20 protein-coding genes and 1 pseudogene are annotated in these 24585 nt (G+C 44.8%); 5 read left to right on the top strand and 16 right to left on the bottom strand.

Annotated elements, in window-relative coordinates; translation table 11 throughout:
* Positions 1–463 precede the first annotated feature (463 nt).
* The 16 genes and pseudogenes from lpxA to rpsB all read right to left on the bottom strand — a co-directional run bounded on the left by lpxA (position 464) and on the right by rpsB (position 14912).
* Complete coding sequence (gene lpxA, locus QUF61_RS15990) at positions 464–1237, bottom strand: acyl-ACP--UDP-N-acetylglucosamine O-acyltransferase (protein WP_103919795.1); 774 nt, start codon at positions 1235–1237, stop codon at positions 464–466.
* Positions 1234–1683 carry a 3-hydroxyacyl-ACP dehydratase FabZ gene (gene fabZ / locus QUF61_RS15985; protein WP_103919794.1) on the bottom strand — a complete coding sequence of 150 codons (450 nt, stop codon included), beginning with the start codon at positions 1681–1683 and terminating at the stop codon, positions 1234–1236. Before fabZ ends, lpxA begins: the two co-directional genes overlap by 4 nt.
* A gap of 3 nt (positions 1684–1686) precedes the next feature.
* The gene (lpxD, locus tag QUF61_RS15980; RefSeq protein WP_103919793.1) at positions 1687–2736 is read right to left on the bottom strand and encodes a UDP-3-O-(3-hydroxymyristoyl)glucosamine N-acyltransferase; all 1050 of its coding nucleotides are present in this window, start codon (positions 2734–2736) and stop codon (positions 1687–1689) included.
* A gap of 14 nt (positions 2737–2750) precedes the next feature.
* A complete protein-coding gene (locus QUF61_RS15975) occupies positions 2751–3266 on the bottom strand; it encodes an OmpH/Skp family outer membrane protein (protein WP_146066695.1) in 516 nt (171 codons plus the stop codon).
* A 97-nt stretch (positions 3267–3363) separates the two neighbouring features.
* Positions 3364–5667: an outer membrane protein assembly factor BamA gene (gene bamA, locus QUF61_RS15970; RefSeq protein WP_289682590.1), complete on the bottom strand. Its 2304-nt coding sequence runs from the start codon at positions 5665–5667 to the stop codon at positions 3364–3366.
* Positions 5668–5791: 124 nt separating this feature from the next.
* A complete protein-coding gene (gene rseP, locus QUF61_RS15965; protein WP_289682589.1) occupies positions 5792–7150 on the bottom strand; it encodes an RIP metalloprotease RseP in 1359 nt (452 codons plus the stop codon).
* 61 nt (positions 7151–7211) lie between these two features.
* Positions 7212–8366, bottom strand: coding sequence for a 1-deoxy-D-xylulose-5-phosphate reductoisomerase (gene ispC / locus QUF61_RS15960; RefSeq protein ID WP_289682587.1), 1155 nt, complete (start codon positions 8364–8366; stop codon positions 7212–7214).
* 33 nt (positions 8367–8399) lie between these two features.
* The gene (locus tag QUF61_RS15955; protein WP_289682586.1) at positions 8400–9218 is read right to left on the bottom strand and encodes a phosphatidate cytidylyltransferase; all 819 of its coding nucleotides are present in this window, start codon (positions 9216–9218) and stop codon (positions 8400–8402) included.
* Positions 9218–9973 carry an isoprenyl transferase gene (locus QUF61_RS15950; RefSeq protein WP_103919789.1) on the bottom strand — a complete coding sequence of 252 codons (756 nt, stop codon included), beginning with the start codon at positions 9971–9973 and terminating at the stop codon, positions 9218–9220. The genes QUF61_RS15955 and QUF61_RS15950 overlap by 1 nt, the downstream gene beginning before the upstream one ends.
* Positions 9974–10005: 32 nt before the next feature.
* On the bottom strand, positions 10006–10563 hold the full coding sequence (frr, locus tag QUF61_RS15945; RefSeq protein WP_103919788.1) for a ribosome recycling factor: 558 nt from the start codon (positions 10561–10563) through the stop codon (positions 10006–10008).
* 31 nt (positions 10564–10594) lie between these two features.
* Positions 10595–11230 (bottom strand): hypothetical protein, encoded by a 636-nt coding sequence (locus tag QUF61_RS15940; protein ID WP_103919787.1) that lies wholly within the window; start codon positions 11228–11230, stop codon positions 10595–10597.
* Between the two features lie 197 nt (positions 11231–11427).
* Entirely contained in the window at positions 11428–11685 is a 258-nt protein-coding gene (locus tag QUF61_RS15935) for a hypothetical protein (RefSeq protein ID WP_289682584.1), read from the bottom strand.
* Between the two features lie 135 nt (positions 11686–11820).
* Positions 11821–12096: pseudogene (locus tag QUF61_RS18270) on the bottom strand (DUF433 domain-containing protein); the annotation flags it as partial.
* A 112-nt stretch (positions 12097–12208) separates the two neighbouring features.
* Positions 12209–12925, bottom strand: coding sequence for a UMP kinase (gene pyrH / locus QUF61_RS15930; protein WP_289682582.1), 717 nt, complete (start codon positions 12923–12925; stop codon positions 12209–12211).
* 182 nt (positions 12926–13107) lie between these two features.
* Positions 13108–13977, bottom strand: coding sequence for a translation elongation factor Ts (tsf, locus tag QUF61_RS15925; RefSeq protein WP_103919785.1), 870 nt, complete (start codon positions 13975–13977; stop codon positions 13108–13110).
* A 92-nt stretch (positions 13978–14069) separates the two neighbouring features.
* Positions 14070–14912, bottom strand: a complete 843-nt coding sequence (gene rpsB / locus QUF61_RS15920) for a 30S ribosomal protein S2 (RefSeq protein WP_103919784.1) — start codon at positions 14910–14912, stop codon at positions 14070–14072.
* Positions 14913–15357: 445 nt separating this feature from the next.
* Here rpsB and map point away from each other — a divergent pair, with 445 nt between their 5' ends.
* The 5 genes from map (at position 15358) to QUF61_RS15895 (ending at position 24259) form a co-directional block, all read left to right on the top strand.
* Positions 15358–16143 (top strand): type I methionyl aminopeptidase, encoded by a 786-nt coding sequence (gene map, locus QUF61_RS15915; protein ID WP_103919833.1) that lies wholly within the window; start codon positions 15358–15360, stop codon positions 16141–16143.
* A gap of 171 nt (positions 16144–16314) precedes the next feature.
* Entirely contained in the window at positions 16315–18111 is a 1797-nt protein-coding gene (locus QUF61_RS15910; RefSeq protein WP_103919783.1) for a Na/Pi cotransporter family protein, read from the top strand.
* Positions 18112–18126: 15 nt separating this feature from the next.
* A complete protein-coding gene (locus QUF61_RS15905) occupies positions 18127–18378 on the top strand; it encodes a hypothetical protein (protein WP_103919782.1) in 252 nt (83 codons plus the stop codon).
* An 18-nt stretch (positions 18379–18396) separates the two neighbouring features.
* Positions 18397–23280, top strand: coding sequence for a PKD domain-containing protein (locus tag QUF61_RS15900; RefSeq protein WP_289682581.1), 4884 nt, complete (start codon positions 18397–18399; stop codon positions 23278–23280).
* Positions 23281–23305: 25 nt separating this feature from the next.
* Entirely contained in the window at positions 23306–24259 is a 954-nt protein-coding gene (locus tag QUF61_RS15895) for a glucokinase (RefSeq protein ID WP_289682580.1), read from the top strand.
* Positions 24260–24585 lie beyond the last annotated feature (326 nt).

Below are 24585 nucleotides of genomic sequence, written 5' to 3'. Positions count from 1 at the left end.
CTTAAGATACGATATATATTTTGGCATCTAGCTCATGTTCTTCAGAATTATGTAACTATTCAGATCCTCTCCATTATCATGTCTGCGCAGGCAGCTATCTATTTTTTGGTATTGCTTACAAATCCGTTAGGATACGCTGCTATTCCGGGAAAGTTGCTATTGTTTTTCAGATAAATAATTTCCAGACGCTTGACGGATAACACCCCTTCGAAGGGGTGTTATCCGTGAAACTATTTTTATGAAAAACTATAGAGGCTGTATCCATAAATCAAGTAATAATCAAAGATTCCTGAACCGGATTGGTAAGTTTTGTGGGAAATAACAATCCCTGAACATGTAAATCTTCATTCACTGTGTAATGAATGGGGCGGGAATGCCGCAATGGATCTTTTTTGTCGCTGGTGTTTGGTGAAATATTCAAAAACTATCATAAAACCTTGCAATGCAAGATTTTATGATAGTTTTAGCGTACTATACCTCGGGAGGACTTTTGAATGAAATCAATCATTTGACCGACCTCTTTAGATTCCTCGCGTAATTTTTCCAATTCCAATAACGCTGCTTTCAGCGTCAAATTCTGTCGATATAGAATCTTATAGGCTTTACGCAGCAAAGCCATAGTCTCAGGAGAAAATCCGCGCCGCTTCATACCTTCCCGGTTCAGGCCGTTTGCTGTTGCGCCATCACCACCTGCGGCCATCACAAAGGGTGGGACATCTTTTAAGACGATGGCACCTGCGGCGATAAAGCTGTGTGCACCCAGTGCGCAGAACTGATGAACACCGGAAAAACCACCTAAAATGACATGATCTTCAACGATGGCGTGTCCTGCCAAAGAAGCATTATTGGCGAAAATCGTGTGATTACCCACCTGGCAGTCATGCGCAAAATGGGTGTAGGACATGATCCAGTTGTCATCACCTATACGGGTGATGCCGCCACCCTGCTCAGTGCCTCGGCTCATGGTACAAAATTCTCTGATTTCATTGCCATCACCGATTTCAAGCCGGGTTTCCTCATTGGCATATTTTTTATCCTGAGGAATTTCGCCCAATGACGTAAACTGATAAATTCGGTTATTTTTACCGATCCGGGTTGGCCCTTTAATGACGGCATGAGAGCCGATCCAGGTGCCGGCATCAATTTGCACCCCCGCGCCAATCACTGAAAAAGGCCCGACTTCGACACTGCTATCCAACTCTGCTGTTGGATCAATGATGGCGCGAGGATCTATCAAGACTGCACTTCCCTATGTATACACATTAAATCTGCGGTGGCAACGACCTTATCATCTACTTTGGATACGGCTTCATATTTCCAGACCCCCCGTGCTGTGCGTTGCAAGGTGACGGTTATAACCAATTGATCGCCCGGTTCTACAGGCTGCTTAAAACGCGCTTTATCGATACCTGCAAGATAATATAAAGAGCCATCTTCAGGTCTTGCCTCGGCGGTTTTAAAAGATAAAACGCCGGTTGCCTGGGCCATGGCCTCAACGACTAACACTCCGGGCATGACAGGTCTGATGGGGAAATGCCCCTGAAAAAAAGGTTCATTAAATGAGACATTTTTAATCGCTACCAAATATTCTCCGATTGAATAATCAGTAACCCGATCAATCAACAGAAATGGATAACGATGTGGCAAATGTTGCAAAATTTCATGAATATCCATGCTGTCCATTATCTAATCTCGTTTCCTTGTTTCTAAAAATGCTTGTAATTTTTTAAGTTGTTTTGCCATCTTGTCCAATTGCTGAAACCGTAAGTAGTTTTTACGCCATGACTGATTTTTTTCTAAAGGCGTACCAGAAGAATAAACACCCGGTTCAACAATCGCTCGTAAAATATTACTGCCGCCAGTCACATGCACATCATCAGTAATTTCAATATGTCCAACCACACCGGTTTTTCCACCGAATAAACACCTGGCACCAATCTTGGTACTACCGGCAATGCCTGATTGCGCAGCAATTGCAGTTTGTTCGCCAATTTGTACATTGTGGGCAATATGCACCAGATTATCCAGCTTCACTTGATCATGTAAAACTGTATCACCTAATGCGCCGCGATCAATGGTTGTATTGGCACCGATTTCCACTTCATTGCCAACCCGCACGATGCCTAGTTGTGGTACTTTTACCCAGCCCGTATGATCCCGGGCCAGACCAAAGCCATCTGCGCCAATCACTGCGCCAGCATGAATAATGACTTTTTTACCAATTTGGCTGTCAGTACAAATTGTCACATTAGCGTGTAAATAGCTGTCTTCACCAATTTCACAGCCTTTTTCGATCACACAACCTGGGCCAATACGTACATTTGCCAATAATTTAACACCGGCTTCAACCACAGCATTAGGCCCCACTTCCACACTGGGGTGCAGCCAGGCTTCCGGGCTGACCCAGGCACTGGGGTGAACGCCCGCTTGCAATGGTTCAGGGATATTGAGCAAACGCGCAGCATGTGCGTAAGCCACATAAGGGTTATCCACAACCAGTCTGGAAACTGGACAGAAAGCCGCATCCTGCGATGAAATAATAACAGCGCTGGCGCGGGTCTCTTGTAATGCTTTCCGGTAAAGGCGATTGCTGAAAAAGCTGACGCTTCCGGCATTTGCCGCCATTAAAGTGGCAACATTGCTAATCCCTGCATCCGCTTGCTGTGGCTCCAGCAATGCCAGTTTTGCGCCAATATGATCAGCCAGACTTTGTAAGGTGATGGATGAACTACCCATAACTAAAGAGGTGCTTATTTCATTTTTTTCAGTTGTCCCAACACTTTGTTGGTAATATCAACCCGTTTGCTGGCATGAATCACGCCTTCTCCAACTACCAGGTCATAACCTTCTGCTTCTGACAAGGAGACGATGGCTTTATAGATCTGTTTTTGCAGTTTTGCAATTTCTTCGTTGCGGCGCAAATTAAAATCTTCACTCAGCTCATCTTTTTCACGTTCAAATTCACGGCTTTTACTGCGCACCTGTTTGCTCAAACGGGTGACTTCCTTCGCGCTCATAATATCTTCTTCTTTTTGCAGACGCGATTCCATACGCCGGATCTCATCACCAATCCGGGTTAAGCGTTTTTCTCGGGGTGCAAATTCCTGCTTTAAACGCGCATCGGCGGTTTTTGCCTGGGGTGCCATATCCAGCACCTGCAAAATATTAACAAAACCAATTTTAATGTCTGCTGCGTGTATATTGCTTACAGGTAAAAGCAGTATACTCATCAGTGTCAGCATGAATATGGGATGTTTCTTGTTCAAAATAGGCTCCTGTTTCTATTTTATATGGGTTAATTCAGTGTGTTCGGTGTGCGTTTTTTACAGTGCTTAATGTGCTGAAAACCGCTTTCACCTTACGTTAAAATAGGGTTCCCAGCGTAAACTGGAATATCTGTGTTTCATCATTATCTTGTTTTTTCAAAGGCTTGGCTAAACTAAAACTCAGTGCGCCCATAGGGGATAACCAGGTTGCCGCCAAACCTGTTGAGTAGCGTAATTCTGAGGCTTTGAATTTCTCATCCACGCCATAAACATTACCGATATCAACAAAAGCGGAAACCCGGAATTTGCGTGAATATTCGGTAAATGGTGTTGGCATAATCAGCTCAAGGTTACTGACCAGTTTCAAGTTGCCACCCAGCGGATCGTTATTGGAATCCCTCGGCCCCAGCGTGTTCTCTTTAAATCCACGAATACTGCGTGGACCACCGGCAACAAAGTTTTCAAAAAATGGATAAGATGCATCGCCATAACTTTCACCATAAGCGACTTCTGCTTTAAGTAGAAATATAAACTTCTTGTATAAGGGTTGATACCAGTGCTGCTTAGCCGTTACTTTATAAAATTCCAGGTTGTCGCCAATGGGAATCGTCGTTTCCAGATAAAGTGATTGTAACACGCCGCGATCAGGAAACAAGCTGCGATCCCGGGTATCATGCGCCCAGCTTGTGGTGGCTTTCAAGGTTTTAAAGTCATCACCATATTGAGCGATATAATCTTTAATTTCTATTGGTGTGACATCGGTGGTTTCAACTTTTAAGATTTCCGGTTCCAGCCCGATATTAATATTGTCATATTCATTAATCGGAAAGCCATAACGAACATGCCCGCCATAACTGTCCAAAGCATAACGACTCAAATTTGCCTCTTCAGCATCCGTATTACGATAATAAGCGCCGATACTTTGACTGACGCCATTGATTGAAAAATAGGGATCAAAATAGCTCAGGCTATAGGCTGTATTCACGCTGCTGTTATTAAACTCTACGCCCACACGTTTACCGGTACCCAGAAAATTTTCCTGCGTTACACTGGCATTAAACAGCAAGCCTTCGGTTTGTGAATAGCCCAAACTGGCAAGGAAGTTACCGGAAGGGCGTTCAGTGACGGTATAATCAATGTCCACCTGATCCGATACGTCGGGAATGCGACGGGTTTGCACATCAACATTTTCAAAAAAGCCCAAACGCTGCAAACGCACTTGTGAGCGTTTAATCTGTTTACTGGATGCCCAGGCCGCTTCCATCTGGCGCATTTCCCGGCGCATGACTTCATCCTGGGTTTTGGTATTACCAGAAAAATTGATCCGTCGTACATAAACGCGGCGACCGGGATCAATATAAAAGTTTAATAAAACTTCTGTACTGCCTTTTGCAACCGGTTCCGGTACTGCGTTAATATCGGCAAATAAATAACCCTCATCGCCCAGGCGTTCACTGATGGCCTCGGTACTCGCTGTTACTAACTTACGGGAAAACACGCTGCCAGCCTGGATTTTAATACGGCTGCGCAGTTCTGCTTCAGGCACAATGTGCTTGCCTATCAATTTAACGCCAGACACACTATAACGCTGGCCCTCATTGATATTCACCGTGATATAAATATGTTTTTTATCCGGTGTGATCGAAACTTGAGTCGAATCAATGGAAAAATTCAGATAACCTCTATCCAGGTAAAAGGCTCTTAACGCCTCCTGATCGGCAGCCAGTTTTTGTTTGGAATACTGATCGGACTTATTAAAAAAGGACATAAATGTCGTGGGGTGCAGTTGAAATACATCATCGAGCACATTGTCCGGAAAATCTTTGTTACCAACGATTGTGATCTTATGAATCGTTGCAGGCAAACCTTCGGAAATATCAATTTGAATATTAACCCGATTGTTAGCTTGTGGCGTGACGGTTGTTTTTAACTGTGCGGAATAACGCCCCAGGCTGAAATATTGCCGCTGTAGTTCCAGTTCCACTTTCTCCAGAATAGAGCGATCAAATACCCGGCCTTCGGCAAAACCCACTTTTTTTAAGGCCTGAACCAGTTCTTTGGTGTCCAGTTCTTTGTTACCGGTATAGGTGATTTCAGAAATTGCGGGGCGTTCCACAAAACTTAAAATTAACTCACCACCATTTTGCGCCAGACGGATGTCATTAAACAAACCGGTTTTAAACAAGGCGGCAATGACTTTTTGAGATTGTTGCTCATTTAGCACATCACCTTTTTGAACCGGCAAATAGTTAAATACGGTCCCTGGGGAAATACGTTCTAAACCTTTTAAGCGAATTTCCTGCACGGAAAACGCAGGAAAAGCCAGTGCTTGCGCACTGTAAAAAATAAAAAACAGAAACCCTAAGGAATGGATCAGCGATTGGATTAGCTTGAAACGCATACGATTCACGTCGTTGAAGTTCAGCCGGAAGATCTTAAAGATTTTCCGGCAAAGGTAAAATTAGACTGCTCAAAAGTGTTGCAGTGTAGCGTGTATTGAGATTTTTTTATAGTTTTTGTGTGATTTATTCAAATAAATGTAAAAAATCATTATAAAGTGCCAGCATCATCAGCATCAACACCAATGTGATCCCAATTTTCTGCCAGAAAAACATCATATTCTCTGACAAGGGACTGCCTTTTACCCACTCAACCAGATAAAATAACAAATGTCCGCCGTCTAGCATGGGAATCGGCAACAGGTTGATAATACCCAGACTGAGACTAATCAGCCCCAGAAAAAATAAAAACCGCTCCACACCCAAGTCCCAGGAATGACCGGCATATTCGGCAATGCGTACCGGGCCGCTGATGTTTTTAGGCGACACTTCCAGGGTCAGCATCTTCGCCATCATGCGTAAGGATAACACGGTCATTTGCCAGGTTTTATCCACGGCCTTAGGCACTGCTGCCCAAAGGTTATATTGCTCGGTGGAATAATACTTTGCAGGCGGCCATTCATCCGGTACTAGCGGCCCCACACCGGCAAAACCTTTGCCATCGCGATTCTTTGGGGTTAAATCCAGTGCCAGAATTTGTCCATTGCGCAACACCTCAAGTACCAGCATTTGTTCAGGATTTTTGGCAATAATGCTGGCCCAGGTTTTCCAGTCTGGCGTTTTTTCACCACTCAGACTGCGCATTTCATCATTCACCTGTAATCCGGCTTTTTGCGCGGCACTATCAGGCAATATTTTGCCGACAACCGGCGGCAGGCGAGGACGAAAAACCTTAAAGCCCAGTTTATCAAACAGATTTTTCCGGGTGAAATCATCGGGTACCAAATCATCCAGTGCTAATTCGTGTAAAGAGGTTCGCCCCTGTTCATCGCGCACGGCATATTCGGCATTTTCTTTGTCCAGTACCGTTTCCAGGGTTTTGTGAATCACCGACTCCCAACGTAATGTCGGTTGTTGATTAACCTGGATGATCTGCTGATTGGCTTTCAAGCCCCCGTGATCGGCAATCGAATCAGGTGTTACTTCGCCTATAAATGGGGTTAAGCCCTTCACCCCTAACATAAACATCAAGGTAAATGCCAGAATTGCAAACAGAAAATTAACCAGAGGGCCAGCCACCACGATTGCCGCACGTTTCCATAAGGCTTGGCGGTTAAATGCGCGATGCACCTCTTCAACAGGAACCTCGCCTTCATTTTCATCCAGCATTTTGACATAACCGCCCAGTGGTATCGGCGCGAGCACAAACTCTGTCTGGTCAGCACCAAAACGACGTTGCAGCAAAGGCTTGCCAAAACCAACGGAAAACCGCAGGATTTTGACCCCGAGGCGTTTAGCTACCCAATAATGCCCCCACTCATGCACTGTCACTAAAATAGCCAGCGTGATGAGGAAAGCAAAAATAGCTTGAAGTAAGGTCAGCATAAAAATATCAATCTCAATAACTTAGCATGAGACAGAAGCACTGTTCGAGCTTCTGTCGAATTCAAGTTAATTTAGCAGTGGCAAATTCCCGCGCTTGTTGATCATCTTCCAAAATCACCTCCAGCGTTTGTGCAGGTCGTCCGGAAATATGTCCAAGCGTTTGTTCAATAATGGCAGCAATCTGGGTAAAAGCCAGCTTCTGGTTTAAAAATGCATCCACCGCAACTTCATTAGCGGCATTTAAGATAGTGGTGGTGGTGCCGCCTGCAATCAAGGCTTCATATGCCAACTGCAAACAGGGGAAACGTGAAAAATCAGCAGCTTCAAAGTTCAGCTTGGCGACACGGGTTAAATCCAGTCGCGCCACACCTGAAGCCATGCGTTGCGGCCAGGCCAGACCATACGCAATAGGGGTGCGCATATCGGGATTGCCTAATTGCGCCAGTAAAGAGCCATCTGCATATTCAACCAGGGAGTGAATCACGCTTTGTGGATGTATCAATACTTCAATCTGCTCGGTAGGCAGGTTAAACAACCAGTGCGCCTCAATCACTTCCAGACCTTTATTCATCATGGTCGCAGAATCAACCGAGATTTTTTGGCCCATTTCCCAGTTGGGGTGCGCGCAGGCTTGCGCTGGCGTAACATCAGCTAACTGCTCAGGCGACCAGGTACGGAAAGGGCCACCGGAAGCGGTTAATAAAATCCTTTCAACCGCATTTTTATCCTGATTAAACAAGCATTGGAAAATGGCGTTATGTTCACTGTCTATTGGCAATAAAGTGGCCTGATTGCGGCTGATAGCGTCCATAAAAAGCTGGCCTGACATGACCAGTGCTTCTTTATTCGCCAATAAAACTTTTTTACCTGCCTGCGCCGCTGCCAGCGTTGATAACAAACCGGCAGCACCGACAATTGCCGCCATGACAATTGATACTTCCGGCAAAGCCGCAACTTTTTCAAGACCTGCTTCACCTGCCAATACTTCAATATCCGGCAAGCTGCTGGCTAAGCGATTTTGCAGTTGCTCAGCAGCGCTTTCATCACGCAACACGGCATAACGTGGATGCCATTCCAGGCATTGTTCATATAATTTATCCACTGAGGTGTGCGCTGTCAGCGCAACCACTTCATAACGCCCTGGATGCTGGCGAATAACATCTAAGGTGTTTACCCCAATACTGCCGGTAGAACCCAGAATTGTAATACCACTCATGCGTTTTCCTTTGATAACCTGAGTGCTCAGGTTTTATAAAATAAACCCTAAACCCAGAACAAAGATCGGGGCAGCAGCAGTCAGACTATCGATACGATCCAGTATGCCGCCATGCCCTGGCAATAATTGACTGCTGTCTTTAATGCCGGTCTGCCTTTTAAACAGGCTTTCCAATAAATCACCCAGAATGGAAGCAAGCACCGTCAATACCGATAAAAGCAGCAACCATAAGGCGGCAGGCATTGCTAAATTCGACCACCACAGCCACAGCAGGGTTAATAACAGACTACTGACAACTGCACCAGCCACGCCTTCCCAGGTTTTCCCAGGGCTGACCCGCTTGGCTAATTTATGTTTACCCCAGCGCCGTCCGGCAAAATAAGCCCCGCTATCGGCTGTCCAGATTAATACCAGTAAAAATAGCAGCCAGTCGCCGCCCCGGCTTTGATGCAAATGACTTAAAGCAAACCAGGTGGGTAATAAAATTAAAAAACCCATCAGACTTTTCAGCCAACGGGCATTAATTAATTGTGTAATTTTGGAAAATTGATATTGCCAGACCAGAAATAGTGCCAATAACCACCACGCTGCCGCAACCCACAAGAAAATTTGCATCCGGTCAGCCTGCTGCATCAGGAAGATATTTAAGTCCCATAAAATCAAAGCCATTGCTGCAACATAAAACAATTGCCCGGCTGTTTCCTGCCAGCCCGCAATGCGACTCCATTCCCAGGCAGCCAAGCCCAACACCACTGCAAACAATAACATCAAAGTCGTCGTCGGTAAGTACAAAATTGCCAGCACGACAAGCGGGATGAGGATAAGCGCTGTCAGTATACGTTGCTTGAGCATCAGCTATTTTTTTCCAAATGATTTTGTTGTTCAACCTGATCCCCGGTGCGTCCAAAGCGGCGCTGCCGGGAAGCAAATGCCTCCAGAGCTTCCTCAAAAGCGGTTTGATTAAAATCAGGCCATAAAATTGGGGTGAAATAAAGTTCGGTATAGGCCAACTGCCACAGCAAAAAATTACTAATGCGCTGCTCGCCGCCGGTGCGAATAAATAAATCTGGCGCGGGTAAATCCGTTAAACACAGATGGGGCGCAAGCTGCGCGGAAGTGATGTCTTCCAGCTTGATTAAACCGGCCTGCACCTGTTCTGCCAGCTTTTGCGCAGCCTGGGCGATATCCCAACGCCCACCATAATTAGCCGCAACCACCAGCGTTAAACCGGTATTGTGCTGGGTCAGGGCTTCAACTTCATCAATTCGTCGTTGAAGCTTGTCAGGAAAAGCCTTGCGCTCACCAATGATTTTCAGGCGCACATTATTCTTATGCAGGCGACGCGCTTCATTGCGCAGGGACAATAAAAACAAATCCATCAGCAGATTGACTTCGCGTTGTGGACGCTGCCAGTTTTCACTGCTGAAAGCAAACAGGGTTAAGACCTCAATCCCCTGTTGAGTGCAATGGGTTACAATCTTGCGGACGCTTTCCACGCCCACTTTATGACCCGCATAACGGGGCAGCAAACGCTTTTTGGCCCAGCGCCCATTGCCATCCATAATGATAGCAACGTGGCGTGGTAAGGATGTGGGAGATTCTGGCATTTAATATTTTGCTTGTTTTGGAAATGCCGAGTTCACACTTCCATTAATTCAGCTTCTTTTTCAGCAAGCAAAGCATCAACTTTCGCAATCAGTTGATCAGTCAATTTTTGCACCACATCTTCACCACGGCGCTCGTCATCTTCGCTGATTTCTTTGTCTTTAACCATTTTCTTTAATTGATTATTTGCATCCCGGCGGATATTACGCATTGCAATCCGCCCACCTTCGGCTTCACCGCGTACCAGTTTAACCAGTTCTTTACGACGTTCTTCAGTCATGGAAGGCAGCGGGATACGAATCAGCATACCGGCTGTTGAAGGGTTTAATCCCAGGTCAGAGTCCATAATGGCTTTTTCAACCACCGTAACCATCGGTTTTTCCCACGGCGTAACGCCCAGGGTACGTGAGTCAATAACCGTGACATTAGCCACCTGACTTAATGGAGTATCATTGCCATAATAAGGTACGCTGAGATGATCCAATAAACTGGTATGCGCACGACCGGTACGAATTTTAATGAAATCCTGGCGCAAAGATTCCAGGCTTTTTTCCATCCGACTGGCGGAGTCTTGTTTGATTTCTTCGATCATGTTGTTTATGCCTTGGTTTTAAGTTTATCCATTATTCTTTAATAATTTCAACCTTACTGGCTTTATCAAACAGCCAATTCAAGGTATCAAATAATTTCTGCAGATTGCCCGGCTCATCATTGTCATCTAAAACGGATAGCTTATTCATCTGTTTTGTGAATAAAGCATTTTCCCTGTCAAATTTACCGAACTGCCATTCTTCCCCTGTGGTAACGACTGCATAGCACATTGCCGCACCTTGTGTTGATGCCGCATACATTTCAGCCAGTGCTTGTGCCCAAGCTTGATCCCGGTCAGCTTTTTTAGCTGCTATCACACAAAGTGGCGGTATGCCAAATTCGCCACGTATTTCAGTTGTCGGGGCTATCAGAAAATCCGGAGTACCAGCAAGATCATTATCAGGATCAACATTATAGCTCACATGCGACCAAACGCGAAAATTCGGATAATGTTTGTCAAGCACCTTTAATACTGGTTTAATGATGTCTTCACAAGTCGCTGATTCTGATAAGAAACTCAAGGGATCTTTGAAGTTTTCTTTTATTTCCTCAAATTTATAATCAGGTATATCTTTAAGTGGCAATAACTTTATAAAAGGTTTGCTATTTGTTTTAAGGTTAAACCTTTTTGCGACTTCTCTTTCTGTTTTAAAGTTACTAAATCCCATGATACAGTTTTCCTCATTTTCCCTTGTTACCAAGCTCTGCCTGGTAACGCCTGTCTGCAAGCTTGAGCTTGCAGGGATAAAGGTGGGAAGCTGGGGCTTCCAAGGCCTGTGTTCCTAACGAAGACGTTGGGAACAAGGTAATTATTTATGAGTATTAATCACCGTATTCTACTATGTATCCAGTTTCAGCGCATGTCTTACATCAATGAGATAGAAGAAAGTGGACTACGATAGGATAATTTTCCCTCGTTACCAAGCTCTGCTTGGTAACGCCTGCCTGCAAGCTCCAGCTTGCAAGGATAAAGGCGGGAAGCTGGAGCTTCCAAGGCCTGCGTTCCCAACGAAGACGTTGGGAACGAGGTAATATAAATATTGTGGCGGCATTTCGCCCACTCCACTTGACTTAGGAGTGAGAATTTTATAACTTCAGCAACCTGGCTGGTCTTTTTCTCCATTTTCTGCGTTCCGAAAACAGTTACATAGCTTGCTATGCGCCTGTTTTCACGCCTTGAAAATGAATAAAAATCCTGCGCCCAGTTTCTGTATTTATTTTATCCTCACTCCTTATCCGCCTTGCAGTTTATCAAAACTCAATGTCTTAAAGGCAAAAGGCGAATTCTGTGCCGCTTAGGATCTATTGTTACAAGTGCCCCATTTTTCAGTGCTTTTGATACGCTATTCAATGCTTCAACTACCATGTTTCCCATTACAGATGGCAAGATATTTTCCATTCTAAGCTGTATGACACTTGGCTTGTTGGCATTTTTTTCCAAATCAGGATAAAGCTTCAATATTTCTTCGTTTGTTTTGCCAGCGGCCAGGAGTCCTGTTATTGTTCCAACCGTTATTCTTATTCCACGAATACAAGGCTTCCCCCCCCCATAACTTGCGGATTAATTGTAATACGATCTAAATCTGGAAAGTTAATTTTTATGCCCTGTTTCTGAAAACATATTACGTAAACCGTAAACCACAAATTCAGGAATGAATCAAAGTCCCCTCATTTTTCCCCATCACTGCATGTAACAAAGCATGTTGCTTGCTCATATTCAACACCCGCAGGGGCATTTTATGATCCCGGCACAGGATAACCGAAGCCATATCCATAACCGCCAATTCCTGATGAATCACTTCATCATAACTTAAATTTTCAAAACGCTGCGCATCGGGGTGTTTAACGGGATCGGCACTATACACGCCATCAACTTTGGTGGCTTTAATCATCAAATCTGCCTGGATTTCAATGGCGCGTAAACTGGCAGCGGAGTCTGTGGTAAAGAAGGGGTTGCCGGTGCCGGCGGCAAAAATCACCACTTCGCCCTGTTGTAGATGCTCTATGGCTTTCCACCAGGAATAGTTTTCACATACGCCATCCATAGGAATGGCTGACATCACTCGCGCTGCCATGCCATTTTGTTTGAGTGCATTATATAAGGCCAGGGCATTGATGGTGGTCGCTAACATGCCCATGTGATCGGCAGTCACCTGATTGACACCTTCCGCCGCCAAGCTGACACCACGAAAAATATTACCGCCACCCACCACAATGGCAGGTTCCACGCCAGCATTCACCAGGTCTTTTATGGCATCTGCCATCGCCTGGGTGACTTTGGGATCAATCCCAAAAGCCTGTTCGCCCATCAGGGCTTCACCGCTGAGTTTTAATAAAACACGAGAATAAACGGGCGTGGTCATTGGCATCACCTGGAATTGAATATAAAGTTTATAAACTGATGTTACACAGGGGGCTTCATTTGCATTTTACTAAAAGACCTTCCAGGTTTTCAAAACCTGGAAGGTCTACTACAGCTCAAAATGAAGCTGACAATGCAGCGGTCAGGTATTATCAAACACCTGACCACAAAGCAAAGGTTCTATTAATTGCCAGCAGCTTGCTGCATGACTTCTTCGGCAAAGTTTTCGGTTTTCTTTTCGATACCTTCGCCCACTTCATAACGTACAAAGCTCGTTACCGTCGCACCTGCCGCTTTCAGCAGTTTTTCTACGCTCTGGTCAGGGTCTTTAACAAAAGGCTGACCCAGCAGGGTGATTTCTTTCAGATATTTTTTCAAACGACCTTGAATCATTTTTTCAATAATATCTGCGGGTTTGCCGCTGTCTTGTGCCTGGGCAATCAAAATGCCTTTTTCTTTTTCCAGCACTGCCGGATCAACATTAGCTTCAGCAATACATAAAGGGCGACTGGCGGCAACGTGCATGGCAATATCTTTTGCCAGTGCTTCATCACCACCGTCTAAGGTGACGGTCACGCCGATACGACTGCCATGCATATAATTACCGATAACCGCGCTGTCAAACAAAGCCACGCGACGCACATTCATGTTTTCGCCCAGCTTGGCGATTATGTCCTTGCGCAAGCCTTCAACGGTCTGACCATTTGCTGTTGCCGTGTCTGCTAATGTGGCGACATCATCGCTATTGCTATCCAGTGCCGCTTTGGCAACTGCGTCACAAAAATCTTTGAAGTCATCACCTTTAGATACAAAATCGGTTTCACAATTGACTTCTGCTAAAGCCGCTTTATTACCATCACGCACAAAGCTGACTAAACCTTCAGCAGCAACACGCCCGGCCTTTTTAGCTGCCTGAGCCTGTCCAGAAATACGCATGGCTTCAATCGCTGCGTCAATATCACCTTCATGTTCAACCAGTGCTTTTTTGCATTCCATCATGCCAGCACCAGTGCGCTCACGCAGTTCTTTAACTAAAGCTGCGGTAATTTGCATAGCCTATCCTCATCTTATCAAATGGGCACCTGATCAATAAATCAGGTGCCCGTATTTCATCTATTAAATGCGCACAGAAACCTGCGCATCAATTACGCGTTATCTGTTGCGGCTTCAGCGGGTGCAGCTTCAACAGGTGCGGCTTCAACAGGTGCAGCTTCAACAGGTGCAACTGCTTCGCTGGCTGGTGCTTCGGCTGCTGCCTGCTCGGTTTCTTCAACAAAATCATCGCTGCTGGCGCTGATTTGAGCAGAAGCCTGAATGCTTTCCAGAATAGAGTCTGCCGCACCATCCACATATAAGCGGATTGCACGAATCGCGTCATCATTACCAGGAATGATGTAATCAATATCTTTAGGGGTATTATTGGTATCAACCACGCCAATAACAGGAATACCCAGTTTTACGGCTTCTTTAACCGCAATATTTTCATGACCTACGTCAACCACAAACATGGCATCAGGCAGACCATTCATATTTTTAATACCGCCCAGGCTGCGCTCAAGCTTATCTAGCTCGCGCTGTAACATCAGGCCTTCTTTTTTAGACAGACGATCCATGCTGCCGTCTTCTGTCATCACTTCCAGATCACGCAGACGTTTGATCGAAGTTTTTACGGTTTTATAGTTGGTCAACATACCACCTAACCAACGCCGGTTGACATAAGGCATACCACATTTTTCCGCAGCTTCGCGCACGGCATCCTGCGCGGCGCGTTTAGTGCCGACAAACAGAATTTTACCTTTTTTTGATGCCAGTTTACCCATAAAGTTCAGGGCATCCTGATACATGGGCAGACTTTGCTCAAGGTTGATAATGTGGATTTTATTGCGTTCCCCAAAAATATAAGGGGACATCTGAGGATTCCAGTAGCGGGACTGGTGACCGAAATGCACGCCGGCTTCTAACATTTGGCGCATGGATACTGTAGCCATTAAAATACTCCAAAAACAAATAAAGGGTTAAACCTCCACATATCCCATAACTGAACCTTAGGGTATATTTAAAAAAATATACCAGGCACCCACAATTATGTGCCGATATGTGTGAGAAATAAATGATGCACATGCCGTTTTAGTGTTGTAAAACTCGACAAATGCTATTATATCAAGCTATCTGTAAAAGATAGCTGCGTATTTAAGTGAATACTCTTTAATTAAAAGAGCGTGCGCTTTATACCACAGAAGCCGGATTTTAACAATCCTGATTTTTTATTTAGCGATGTTACACACCCTGTTATTTTTGTTTTAAACCTGAAATTTTCTCGAATTACCCAAAAATCAGAGTGGAGTAAAAAGCGGTTTTTTTATGCCTTGTCTAAAGCATAAAAAAAGCTTTTGCGTAACACCAATGATTTATTTACTGTCAGAAGACCCCCTTATGCCTGTAACGATTAAAAGTCCTGAAGCGATTGAAAAAATGCGTGTTGCCGGACGTTTGGCGGCGCAAGTGCTGGAAATGATCGAGCCTCATGTACAAGTGGGGATCACCACCGAGAAAATTAACCAGCTTTGTCATGATTTTATGGTCAATGAACAAAAAGTGATTCCTGCGCCTCTGAATTACCGGGGGTTTAGTAAATCCATTTGCACTTCCGTCAATCATGTGGTCTGTCACGGTATACCTAATAATAAACATTTAAAAAATGGTGATATTTTAAATATTGACATCACTGTGATTAAAGAGGGTTATCATGGTGATACCAGTAAAATGTTTTATTTGGGTAAACCCAGCATTCAGGGTAAGCGTCTGGTGGACATTACTTATGAATGCCTGCGCCGGGGAATCGCTACGGTTAGACCGGGCGCTTACCTGGGAGACATTGGTTATGCCATCCAGCGTTATGCGGAATCCAAACGTTGCAGCGTGGTGCAGGAATATTGTGGACATGGTATTGGCCTGGAATTCCACGAAGAGCCGCAAGTCATGCATTATGGTGAGCTGGGTAGCGGGATTGAACTGAAACCGGGTATGACCTTCACCATAGAGCCAATGATTAATGCAGGTAAACGCCACATCAAACGCCTGTCTGATGGCTGGACAGTATTGACCAAAGATCGCAGTCTTTCCGCGCAATGGGAACACACGATACTGGTGACGGAAACGGGTGTGGAAGTCTTGACCAAACGCCCGGAAGAAGATTTTTCAGCAATTGAGCTTGCTTAAAAAAGTGGTATTATGCAAACACTTTTTTTTCGCAGGTTTTGAAGGTTTGGAATGTAAAAAAAGCTCTTTCACTTCATGCTGATTTTTATTTGTGCCTTGCCAAGCTCTATATTTGCGCCAAGGCTGAGATTAACAAAGACATATATTACCACCTGATAAGTACATAAGATTATGATAAAAAAGATATTTCTACCTACCATATTTATGATTCTGGCTTACGGGTTTTGGGTCAGTCCTGATTTTAAGGAAATCGCCGCTGGCGTGGCTATTTTTCTGTTTGGCATGTTATTTATGGAGGAAGGCTTTAAAGCCTTTACCGGCGGTATACTCGAAAAACTTTTACAAAAAACGACCAATAAGTTATGGAAAAGCCTCAGTTTTGGGGTTCTCTCCACTACATTGATGCAATCCAGCTCTTTGGTATCCGTGATTACCATTTCTTTTTTAAGCGCGGGACTCATCGGGCTTGCTGCGGGCATTGGAATTATTTTTGGGGCCAACCTTGGAACCACCACGGGGGCCTGGCTGATTGCAGGCTTTGGACTTAAGGTTAAAATCTCAGCCTATGCCATGCCAATGCTGGTATTTGGCATTATTATGGTGTTCCAAAAATCACGCTCAATCAAAGGCCTCGGTTATATTCTGGCGGGTTTAGGTTTTTTGTTTCTCGGCATCCATTATATGAAAGAAGGCTTTGAAGCCTTTAGAACCACAATTGATCTCAAAGACTTTGCCGTAGCAGGCTATCCAGGGCTGTTTTTGTTTGCCCTGCTTGGCATTGCGGCAACCGTTATCATGCAATCTAGCCATGCCACGCTGGTTATTATCATCACCGCACTGGCAGCACAACAAATTACCTATGAAAACGGCCTGGCGCTGGCGATTGGTGCAAATGTGGGGACAACCATCACCGCGATTATTGGCTCACTTAGCGCCAACGTTCAAGGCAAACGACTGGCAATGGCACACCTTATTTTTAATATGGTGACGGCCATCATTGCCATTGTTTTCATCTACCAGATTATGAATGCAGTGGATAGTTTTTCACATTGGGTTGGTATTAGCGCCGATGATTACACTTTAAAGCTGGCAGTTTTTCATACCATTTTTAATAGTATAGGCATCATTGTCATGATTCCTTTCACTGGCCAACTGGTTGATTTTTTAGAGAAACTGATGCCTGAAAAAAAGGTTTCGGTGGCCACGCCGAAATACTTAAACCCTGCCACTGAGGCGATTTCAGACACGGCAATCGAGTCCGTTCGCAAAGAAACCCTGCACTTGTATGACAACGCCTTTATGATCATTGCCCACGGCTTGAATTTACACAGGCATGATATTGTTTCAGATAAAGATCCTGATACGGTGATTACACAAACCAAAAAATTGATACCGATAAATATTGATGAGTCATACAATCGTAATATTAAGGGTTTATACTCTGATATTGTTGCTTTTATCAGTCGCGCCCAGGTCCAAATGACGGCTGAACATGGCGATGAGTTATTTGAATTACGCGCTGCGGGGCGTGATATTGTTGAAGCGATTAAAGACACCAAGCATTTACAAAAAAATCTTTCACGTTATATTGTCTCTGATAATGCCTATATTCGTGATGAGTACAATAAAATCAGAATACAGTTATTATCAGTTTTACGGCATTTAGAAGAAGCCAAAGCAGACGGTGATGTGCTTGAACTAGATACGATGAAGCTCAAGATAGAGTCCGATGATACCACTGCAAATGGTACTTTAGAGAAACTAATTCATGAGGATAAAATCAGTGCAGAAATGGCAACCTCGTTAATGAACGATACGTCTTATGCGCAAAATATGACTAAAAAGCTGATTACAATGGGCGAAGTGCTGTTTGCGACAGGTGATATTGAGATGAAAACCCTGGAGCGCAGTCTCGCGCTTGATACCGATGAAGTGCAAAAAGTTTTAGACTCTCAAAAAACCAGCTAACCCTATGAGGCTGCTATGAAAACTCCTAAGTTATTAAAAAGTGTTAAAAGGTTTCTTTCGGCTGACAAAAATAAACAAGGCGCAAAAATTAAGTGCTTTAAGGATATTTTAAAAAAGCTGAAGAAAAAAGAAACGGCACTTAAAAACAAGCTGGAACAAGAGCGGGATGACAAAAAACGTAATGAGCTCAAAAAAAATATTGCGGTAGTCCATGCACAGCGTTACAAGGGGCTTGAGGCGATTAAGAAAATTAAAAAAAATAATTAGTTTACGGAAACCAGTCAAATGCGTATCAAATACTCGCTATTGTTATTTTGCTTACTGCTCAGCCCTGCTGTTTTTGCGCTGAACACGGTGCCATTAGTCACTTTTGGTAATGAAGCGGCCAGTTATGAAGGGGATGATAAGTTTACCCAACTTATTTTTCTGAAAGTACCTGCGGCAATTCAGCAACCACTCTATGTGCGTATTTTTGATCCAGATTGTGGTGGAGCCTGGGATGAAAGCGCCGGGCCTTGGAATACCCGCACCCGTTTCAGTTTGTTTGGTGGAGAAGGTGCCTATTCCGACACCTCTCTACATCAACACAACCCCACCAGTGAAAGCTTAAACCGTGGCAGCTTATTGGTTACAAAAGAATTTGGTGTTGATAAGTTTACCGATAAGCATTGGTATACGCTGGCAGAAATTCAGCCACAATCCGGTGAAAAAATTGGTGATTTTTATTATTTCAAATTACTGGTGCAAGGGCTGAAAGGTAATGATGGCAACTTGTTTGATGTCATGCTCAGTACCCGGAATAAGCAAAACCATTTGCCCGAACAGGCTAAAATTTTTACCTTTTCTCCAACCGCATCCATTCCTAAAAAGCCCTTTTCCAGAAAAATGGGCTATTTTGCAGAATTTCGTTTTTTTGTACCCGCACAAACCAGCAGTCTGGAAATTCATAACTTTGATTTAGAACATGCGCAAATCGAATTTGAAACCCCTTACTTATCAGATTTCCCGCTGACACCATCTGGTCAGGGGGAGTGGCAAAAAAACAGCTTGGTATTAGCCCCGGAACATAGTGGGCAAATGGCGGCAGTGATTATTAAAACCCCGCCTTCATTACATAATAATCTGGCCTTATATGTTAATGATCAAAATCAGGACGTCCTGCCAATTGAACTACCAATTCGTTTAGTACGCAGTAATGTACGTCCCGTGCCATTGGCCCGTACCGAATTTTTATCCGATTGTAAATCCGTGGTATTTGATGCCTCCCCTTCCACCGATGCCAATGGTCGGGTACTCAATTATGCCTGGAATTTTGGTGATGGAGAAAGCGCCACGGGCGTGCGGGTGATTCATCCTTATCAACAACCCGGCAGTTATCAGTATCAATTGAATATTCAAGATGACTCCGGACGCATTGCCAGCCGCAGCCAGCAAAGTTTTCCACTGTTGTTAAATCAGCCGCCCATTGCACAGGCAGGCTCTAATTTAGTGGGTGCACCTGGACAGGATCTGTTATTTGATGCCAGCGCTTCCAGCGATGCAGATGGTGTGATTAAAAACTATTTCTGGGATTTTGATGATGGGCAGCGCGCCAATGGCTTGTTGGTCAAACACCGTTATCCACAGGCAGGTTTATATACCGTGCGTCTGCGCGTGGAAGATGACTCTTCCAGCCCCTGTAACTTTGACCAGGCCTCCCTGGAAGTCTGGGTAAATGCGCCTCCCGTGGTGAATGCCGGGGACAATCAACATGTTGCGATTGATGAGGTCGTTGCATTGGATGGCAGCAATAGTTTTGACAGTGATGGTGAAATTAGTGCTTACCAATGGGATTTTGGTGATGGCACGCAGCAAAGTGGACAACAAGTCGAGCATCAGTATGGCAAGCCCGGTGTTTACAGTGTACGCTTAACTGTGACCGATAATGCCGATGTCACCAATAGCCAGACCCAGGATAAGCTGACTGTGGTTGTCAACGATCCCCCGCAACCCCACGCCAGCGTTGATGCAGAAATTGCCGCAACCCAGCAGGTGTTATTATTTGACGGAAAACAATCCACAGATAGTGACGGTAAAATCAGCACCTGGTTGTGGGATTTTGGCGATGGTCAGAGCGGACAAGGTGAGCAGGTCAAACACGCTTATGCCGAACCCGGTACCTATGTGATTACACTGGCGGTTGAAGATGATTCCGGCACGGCAAACAAACGCACTGATACTTCATTTCAAGTGGTCATCAATGAACCGCCTGTCGCCAAAGCCGGTGAAGATCAGCACTTGACTGCCAGCCAGATTTTGTTTGACGGCAGTGCTTCCAGTGACGGTGATGGCAAGCTCATTGCCTGGGACTGGGATTTTGGTGACGGGCAGCGTGGCAATGGTGAAAAGACCCAGCATGTTTATGCCGCTCCCGGCACATATAATGTCGTACTGACAGTGACGGATGATTCCGGCACTTCCAGCAAAAGTCGCAGCGACAACTTAAACGTATTAATTAATGCCAAACCAATTGCCGATGCGGGTGTTGAGCATTTAATCAAACCTGGAGAAAGCGTCCGGTTTGATGGTCGTGGTTCATTTGATCCTGATGGTGAAGTGCAAAGCTGGGACTGGGATTTTGCAGATTATAGTGAAGCCTCAACTGCAAACGGCGCTGAGGTCTCGCATACTTTCGACAAACCGGGCTTATACCGTGTCCAGCTTAAAGTGACGGATAATAGTGGTCATGCGCAGGCACTGGGTTTTGATGAAACCCTGGTCAGCGTCAATTATCAGCCTACCGCACGCGCCGGTAAAGATATATTAACCATGCCAGGAGCTATGGTGACATTCGATGGCGGCTTATCCTCCGATCCTGATGGCAAACTCAGCCATTACCAGTGGATATTCAGTGACGAGCAAGGCACAGCGCAGCAGGCTAAAACCCGCCGCAGCTTTGAGCAGGCAGGCATTTATAGCGCAACGCTGCAAGTCACTGATGACAGTGGCGCGATCAACGCCAGCCACAGCGACAGCCTGACCATTTACGTTAATCATGCGCCGGTTGCACAAATGAACCCGGATCAACACAGTTGTGCGCATAATCTGCACTTTGATGCCAGCGCATCCACTGATGCTGATGGCGATCCGCTGTCTTATACCTGGGATTTTGGCGATGACAGTCCCGCTGCTCATGCAACTCAAGTCAACCACAGTTATGCCAAAGGTGGTAAATATCCGGTGACACTATGGGTTGATGATGGCAGCAGACAAGCCAATGCTAAACACCAGACTTCCGGGCAGGTACATATTAATCGCCCGCCGTTGGCAAAAATCAGTGGGCCGCAGCAAGGCTGTGCCGGTGAAGTGATTTTATTTGATGCCACTAAATCCAGTGATGCCGATGGCAATAAATTAAAATATTTATGGAGTTTTGGCAATCAAAGCACGGTGGAGGGTATCAGCCCGGTACAAAGCTTTGACCAAGGCGGCTTGTATCCGATTAAACTGACAGTGGAAGATGATTCCGGCTTATCCTGTAATCGTGATACGACAGAAATGCTGATCCAAATTGCTGAAGCGCCCATTGCCGTTGCCGGGCCGGATCAAAGTGTCTGCACCCACAGCCCGGTCTATTTTGATGGCAAGCAATCGCGTGATACCGATGGCGTAGTCAATGCCTATGCCTGGAACTTTGGTGATGGTAATACTGGTGGTGGTGCAGCGCCCACTCATTTGTACGCTATGCCCGGACAATATCAGGTCAACCTGACCATTACCGGTGATCAATATGGTCATTGCGCCAATACCCACAGCGACAGCTTGCAGGTTACGGTGCTGGCAGCGCCCAGCGCGGAACTCTCCGCGCCTAATCACGCACCACAAAATCAAGTGGTAACATTCAGCGCCAATCCACTAAAAAATGACTTGGAAACCAATAATGCGGTGCATATTGACCGTTATCTCTGGGATTTTGGTGATGGACAGCAGGCAGAAGGGGCGCAAACTCAACACGCTTACGAAAAAGCAGGTTTGTATCAGGTTAAACTGACCTTGCTTAATGAGCAGCAGGACAAGTGCAATCAAGCTGAAATCTCCCATCAATTGACCATTAACGCAGCCCCAATTGCCGATGCTGGCGCGGATAAGCAAGTTATGGTACATGAAAATGTATTATTTGACGCTTCCGCCTCGTATGATCCTGATGGCAAGCTCAGCAAATATCAATGGGATTTTGGTGATGGTCAGGTTGACAGTGGTATACAAATCAGACACCGCTATAGCAAACCGGGCATTTATACTGCACGTCTTATCGTCAAAGACAATCTGGAGCTGGATAACAGCCACGGCAGTGTTACCCTGAAAGTTGAGGTTAAAGCCCCGTTGCAACCGCAAATCAGCACCCAAAAACCCGTGTACTGCCCGGATGAAGTGATTAACTTTGATGGACAGGTCTATGCAAAAAATACCGATAAGCTGAACTGGCTGTGGAATTTTGGTTATCCGCAAGATAGCCAACAACCCGACAACCAGCCTCAAATGGCTTATCAATACCCGCATCCCGGTACTTATACTGTCAGTCTTGCGGTACACAATGCAAGCACTGGGCAGCAGGAAACCATGCATCGCAATCAGGTCATTAATCAAACGCCAACGGCATTAATTAAAGTACCAGGACAACGTTTCTGCCCTGATGAGAAAATCAACTTTGATGGCAGCGTATCTTATGACCCTGATGGCACAATCACAGCTTATGAATGGTCATTTGACAATAATGAATTGCAAAATATGGCGAAACTGAATTATGCCTTTGCTGAAAGTGGTATTTATACGACGCAACTCCAGGTGACAGATGACTCTGGCAGTATTTGCCAATCACACAGCACGCAATTGAAAATATATATCAATACGCCTCCCGTTGCGCAGATGAAACTGCCTGAGCCACCTTATTACAATGGTGGCGCGCATGATGCGTTGCTGTTTGATGCCAGCACCTCAAGCGATGCCGATGGCGATACGCTGCAATACCACTGGTTCTTTGGCGATGGTCAGCAGGGCAATGGCAAACAGGTGTTCCATGCCTACAGCAAACCCGGCAAATACAACGTGCGCTTACAACTGATAGACAGTAGCGGCACAAGCTGTAATACGCAGTGGTTGGAGCGAGTGATTCAGGTGGAAAAACACTGATTAAGGAATGGTCAGGTATAAACTTATGAAAAAAGTATTGCGTATTTTTGTAGCAGATATTGGAGGCACGAGTAGCAGGTTAGCGCTATATAATGCCTCACCTAATCAGGAATTCACGCTGCTTAGTCAAATAACGGTTACTACGACTGATTACGTATCCATTGAAGACTTGCTACAGTCTGTTATAAAAATTGATGATGCAATTAACTATAAACAAGCGGATATTTCAGTGCTTGCTGTACCAGGCCCGGTTATTCACGGAACTCCCGTTGGTCTGGTAAATCTGCCCTGGGATGTTCATTTAAGTCAGGACTTATTAAGCAATAATATACACCTGATTAATGATTTTGAAGCGCAGGCATATGGATGCATGGCTGAACAGAATGCTAACTTCTTGGCAATAAGGCATCCTGAAAAGCAAGTAAAACATGGATTTGTCGTCATCGGAGCCGGGACTGGCTTGGGGCACTGCGCAACGATAATGGACGAGAAAAAGCCAATTACCTGCCCATCGGAAGCTGGACAAATAACTTTTCCATTTCAAAATAGCAGTGAATTGCAGTATCTTGAGTTTTTACGTAATAAATTTTCTGGAAAGTACCCTAATGGTGACAGAGTCGTTTCAGGGCAAGGTTTAGCACTATTGCATGAATACCTGACAGGGGAAATATTAGCGCCGGATCAAGTGGTACAAAAAATAGATCAAAACTCGTTAACGACTGAGTGGTTTGCAAAGTTTCTGGCGCGAGATTGCAGGAACTACGCGCTCACATTTCTGGAAGCCTGTGACATGCTGTATCTTAGTGGTGGCGTATTAATTAAGAATCCATTTTTAGTTGATAATCAATACTTTATTCAAGAGTTTATTGATTGTGATACAAAGCATTCTGACCTGGAGCGTATAGGGGTACGTCTTGTTAAAGATGAACTGATTGCCCTGCTAGGGGCGGCAAAATATGGTTTTGATAAATTAATATAGCATTCATAGGCTATTTTGATGTGAACTTTATAATTAAAAAACACCCTTTTTATTTTCTGGTTTTATTTTCTGGGGTTTTAAGGCCTGGAAGATTTTGTCCTATCTAAAATTGCTGGCCCAAAATAGACACTGTTCTGTAATAAAAAAGCCACTTTCAAGAATATGAAAGTGGCTTTTTTTCAGTACAATTTTTAGATACTTTTATTTTCCATGCACAAGGTTAAAACCTTCGCCTTTCAGGCGAACAGATTTATCTCTAATGTTTAACGGTAAAACTTAAAATATGGGTTTTAGCGCTAACACCCCAAAGGGGTATTTTAATATAG

Source organism: Candidatus Venteria ishoeyi (assembly GCF_030378065.1).
GTDB lineage: Bacteria > Pseudomonadota > Gammaproteobacteria > Beggiatoales > Beggiatoaceae > Venteria > Venteria ishoeyi.
This window is presented reverse-complemented; position numbering and strand designations above follow the sequence as displayed.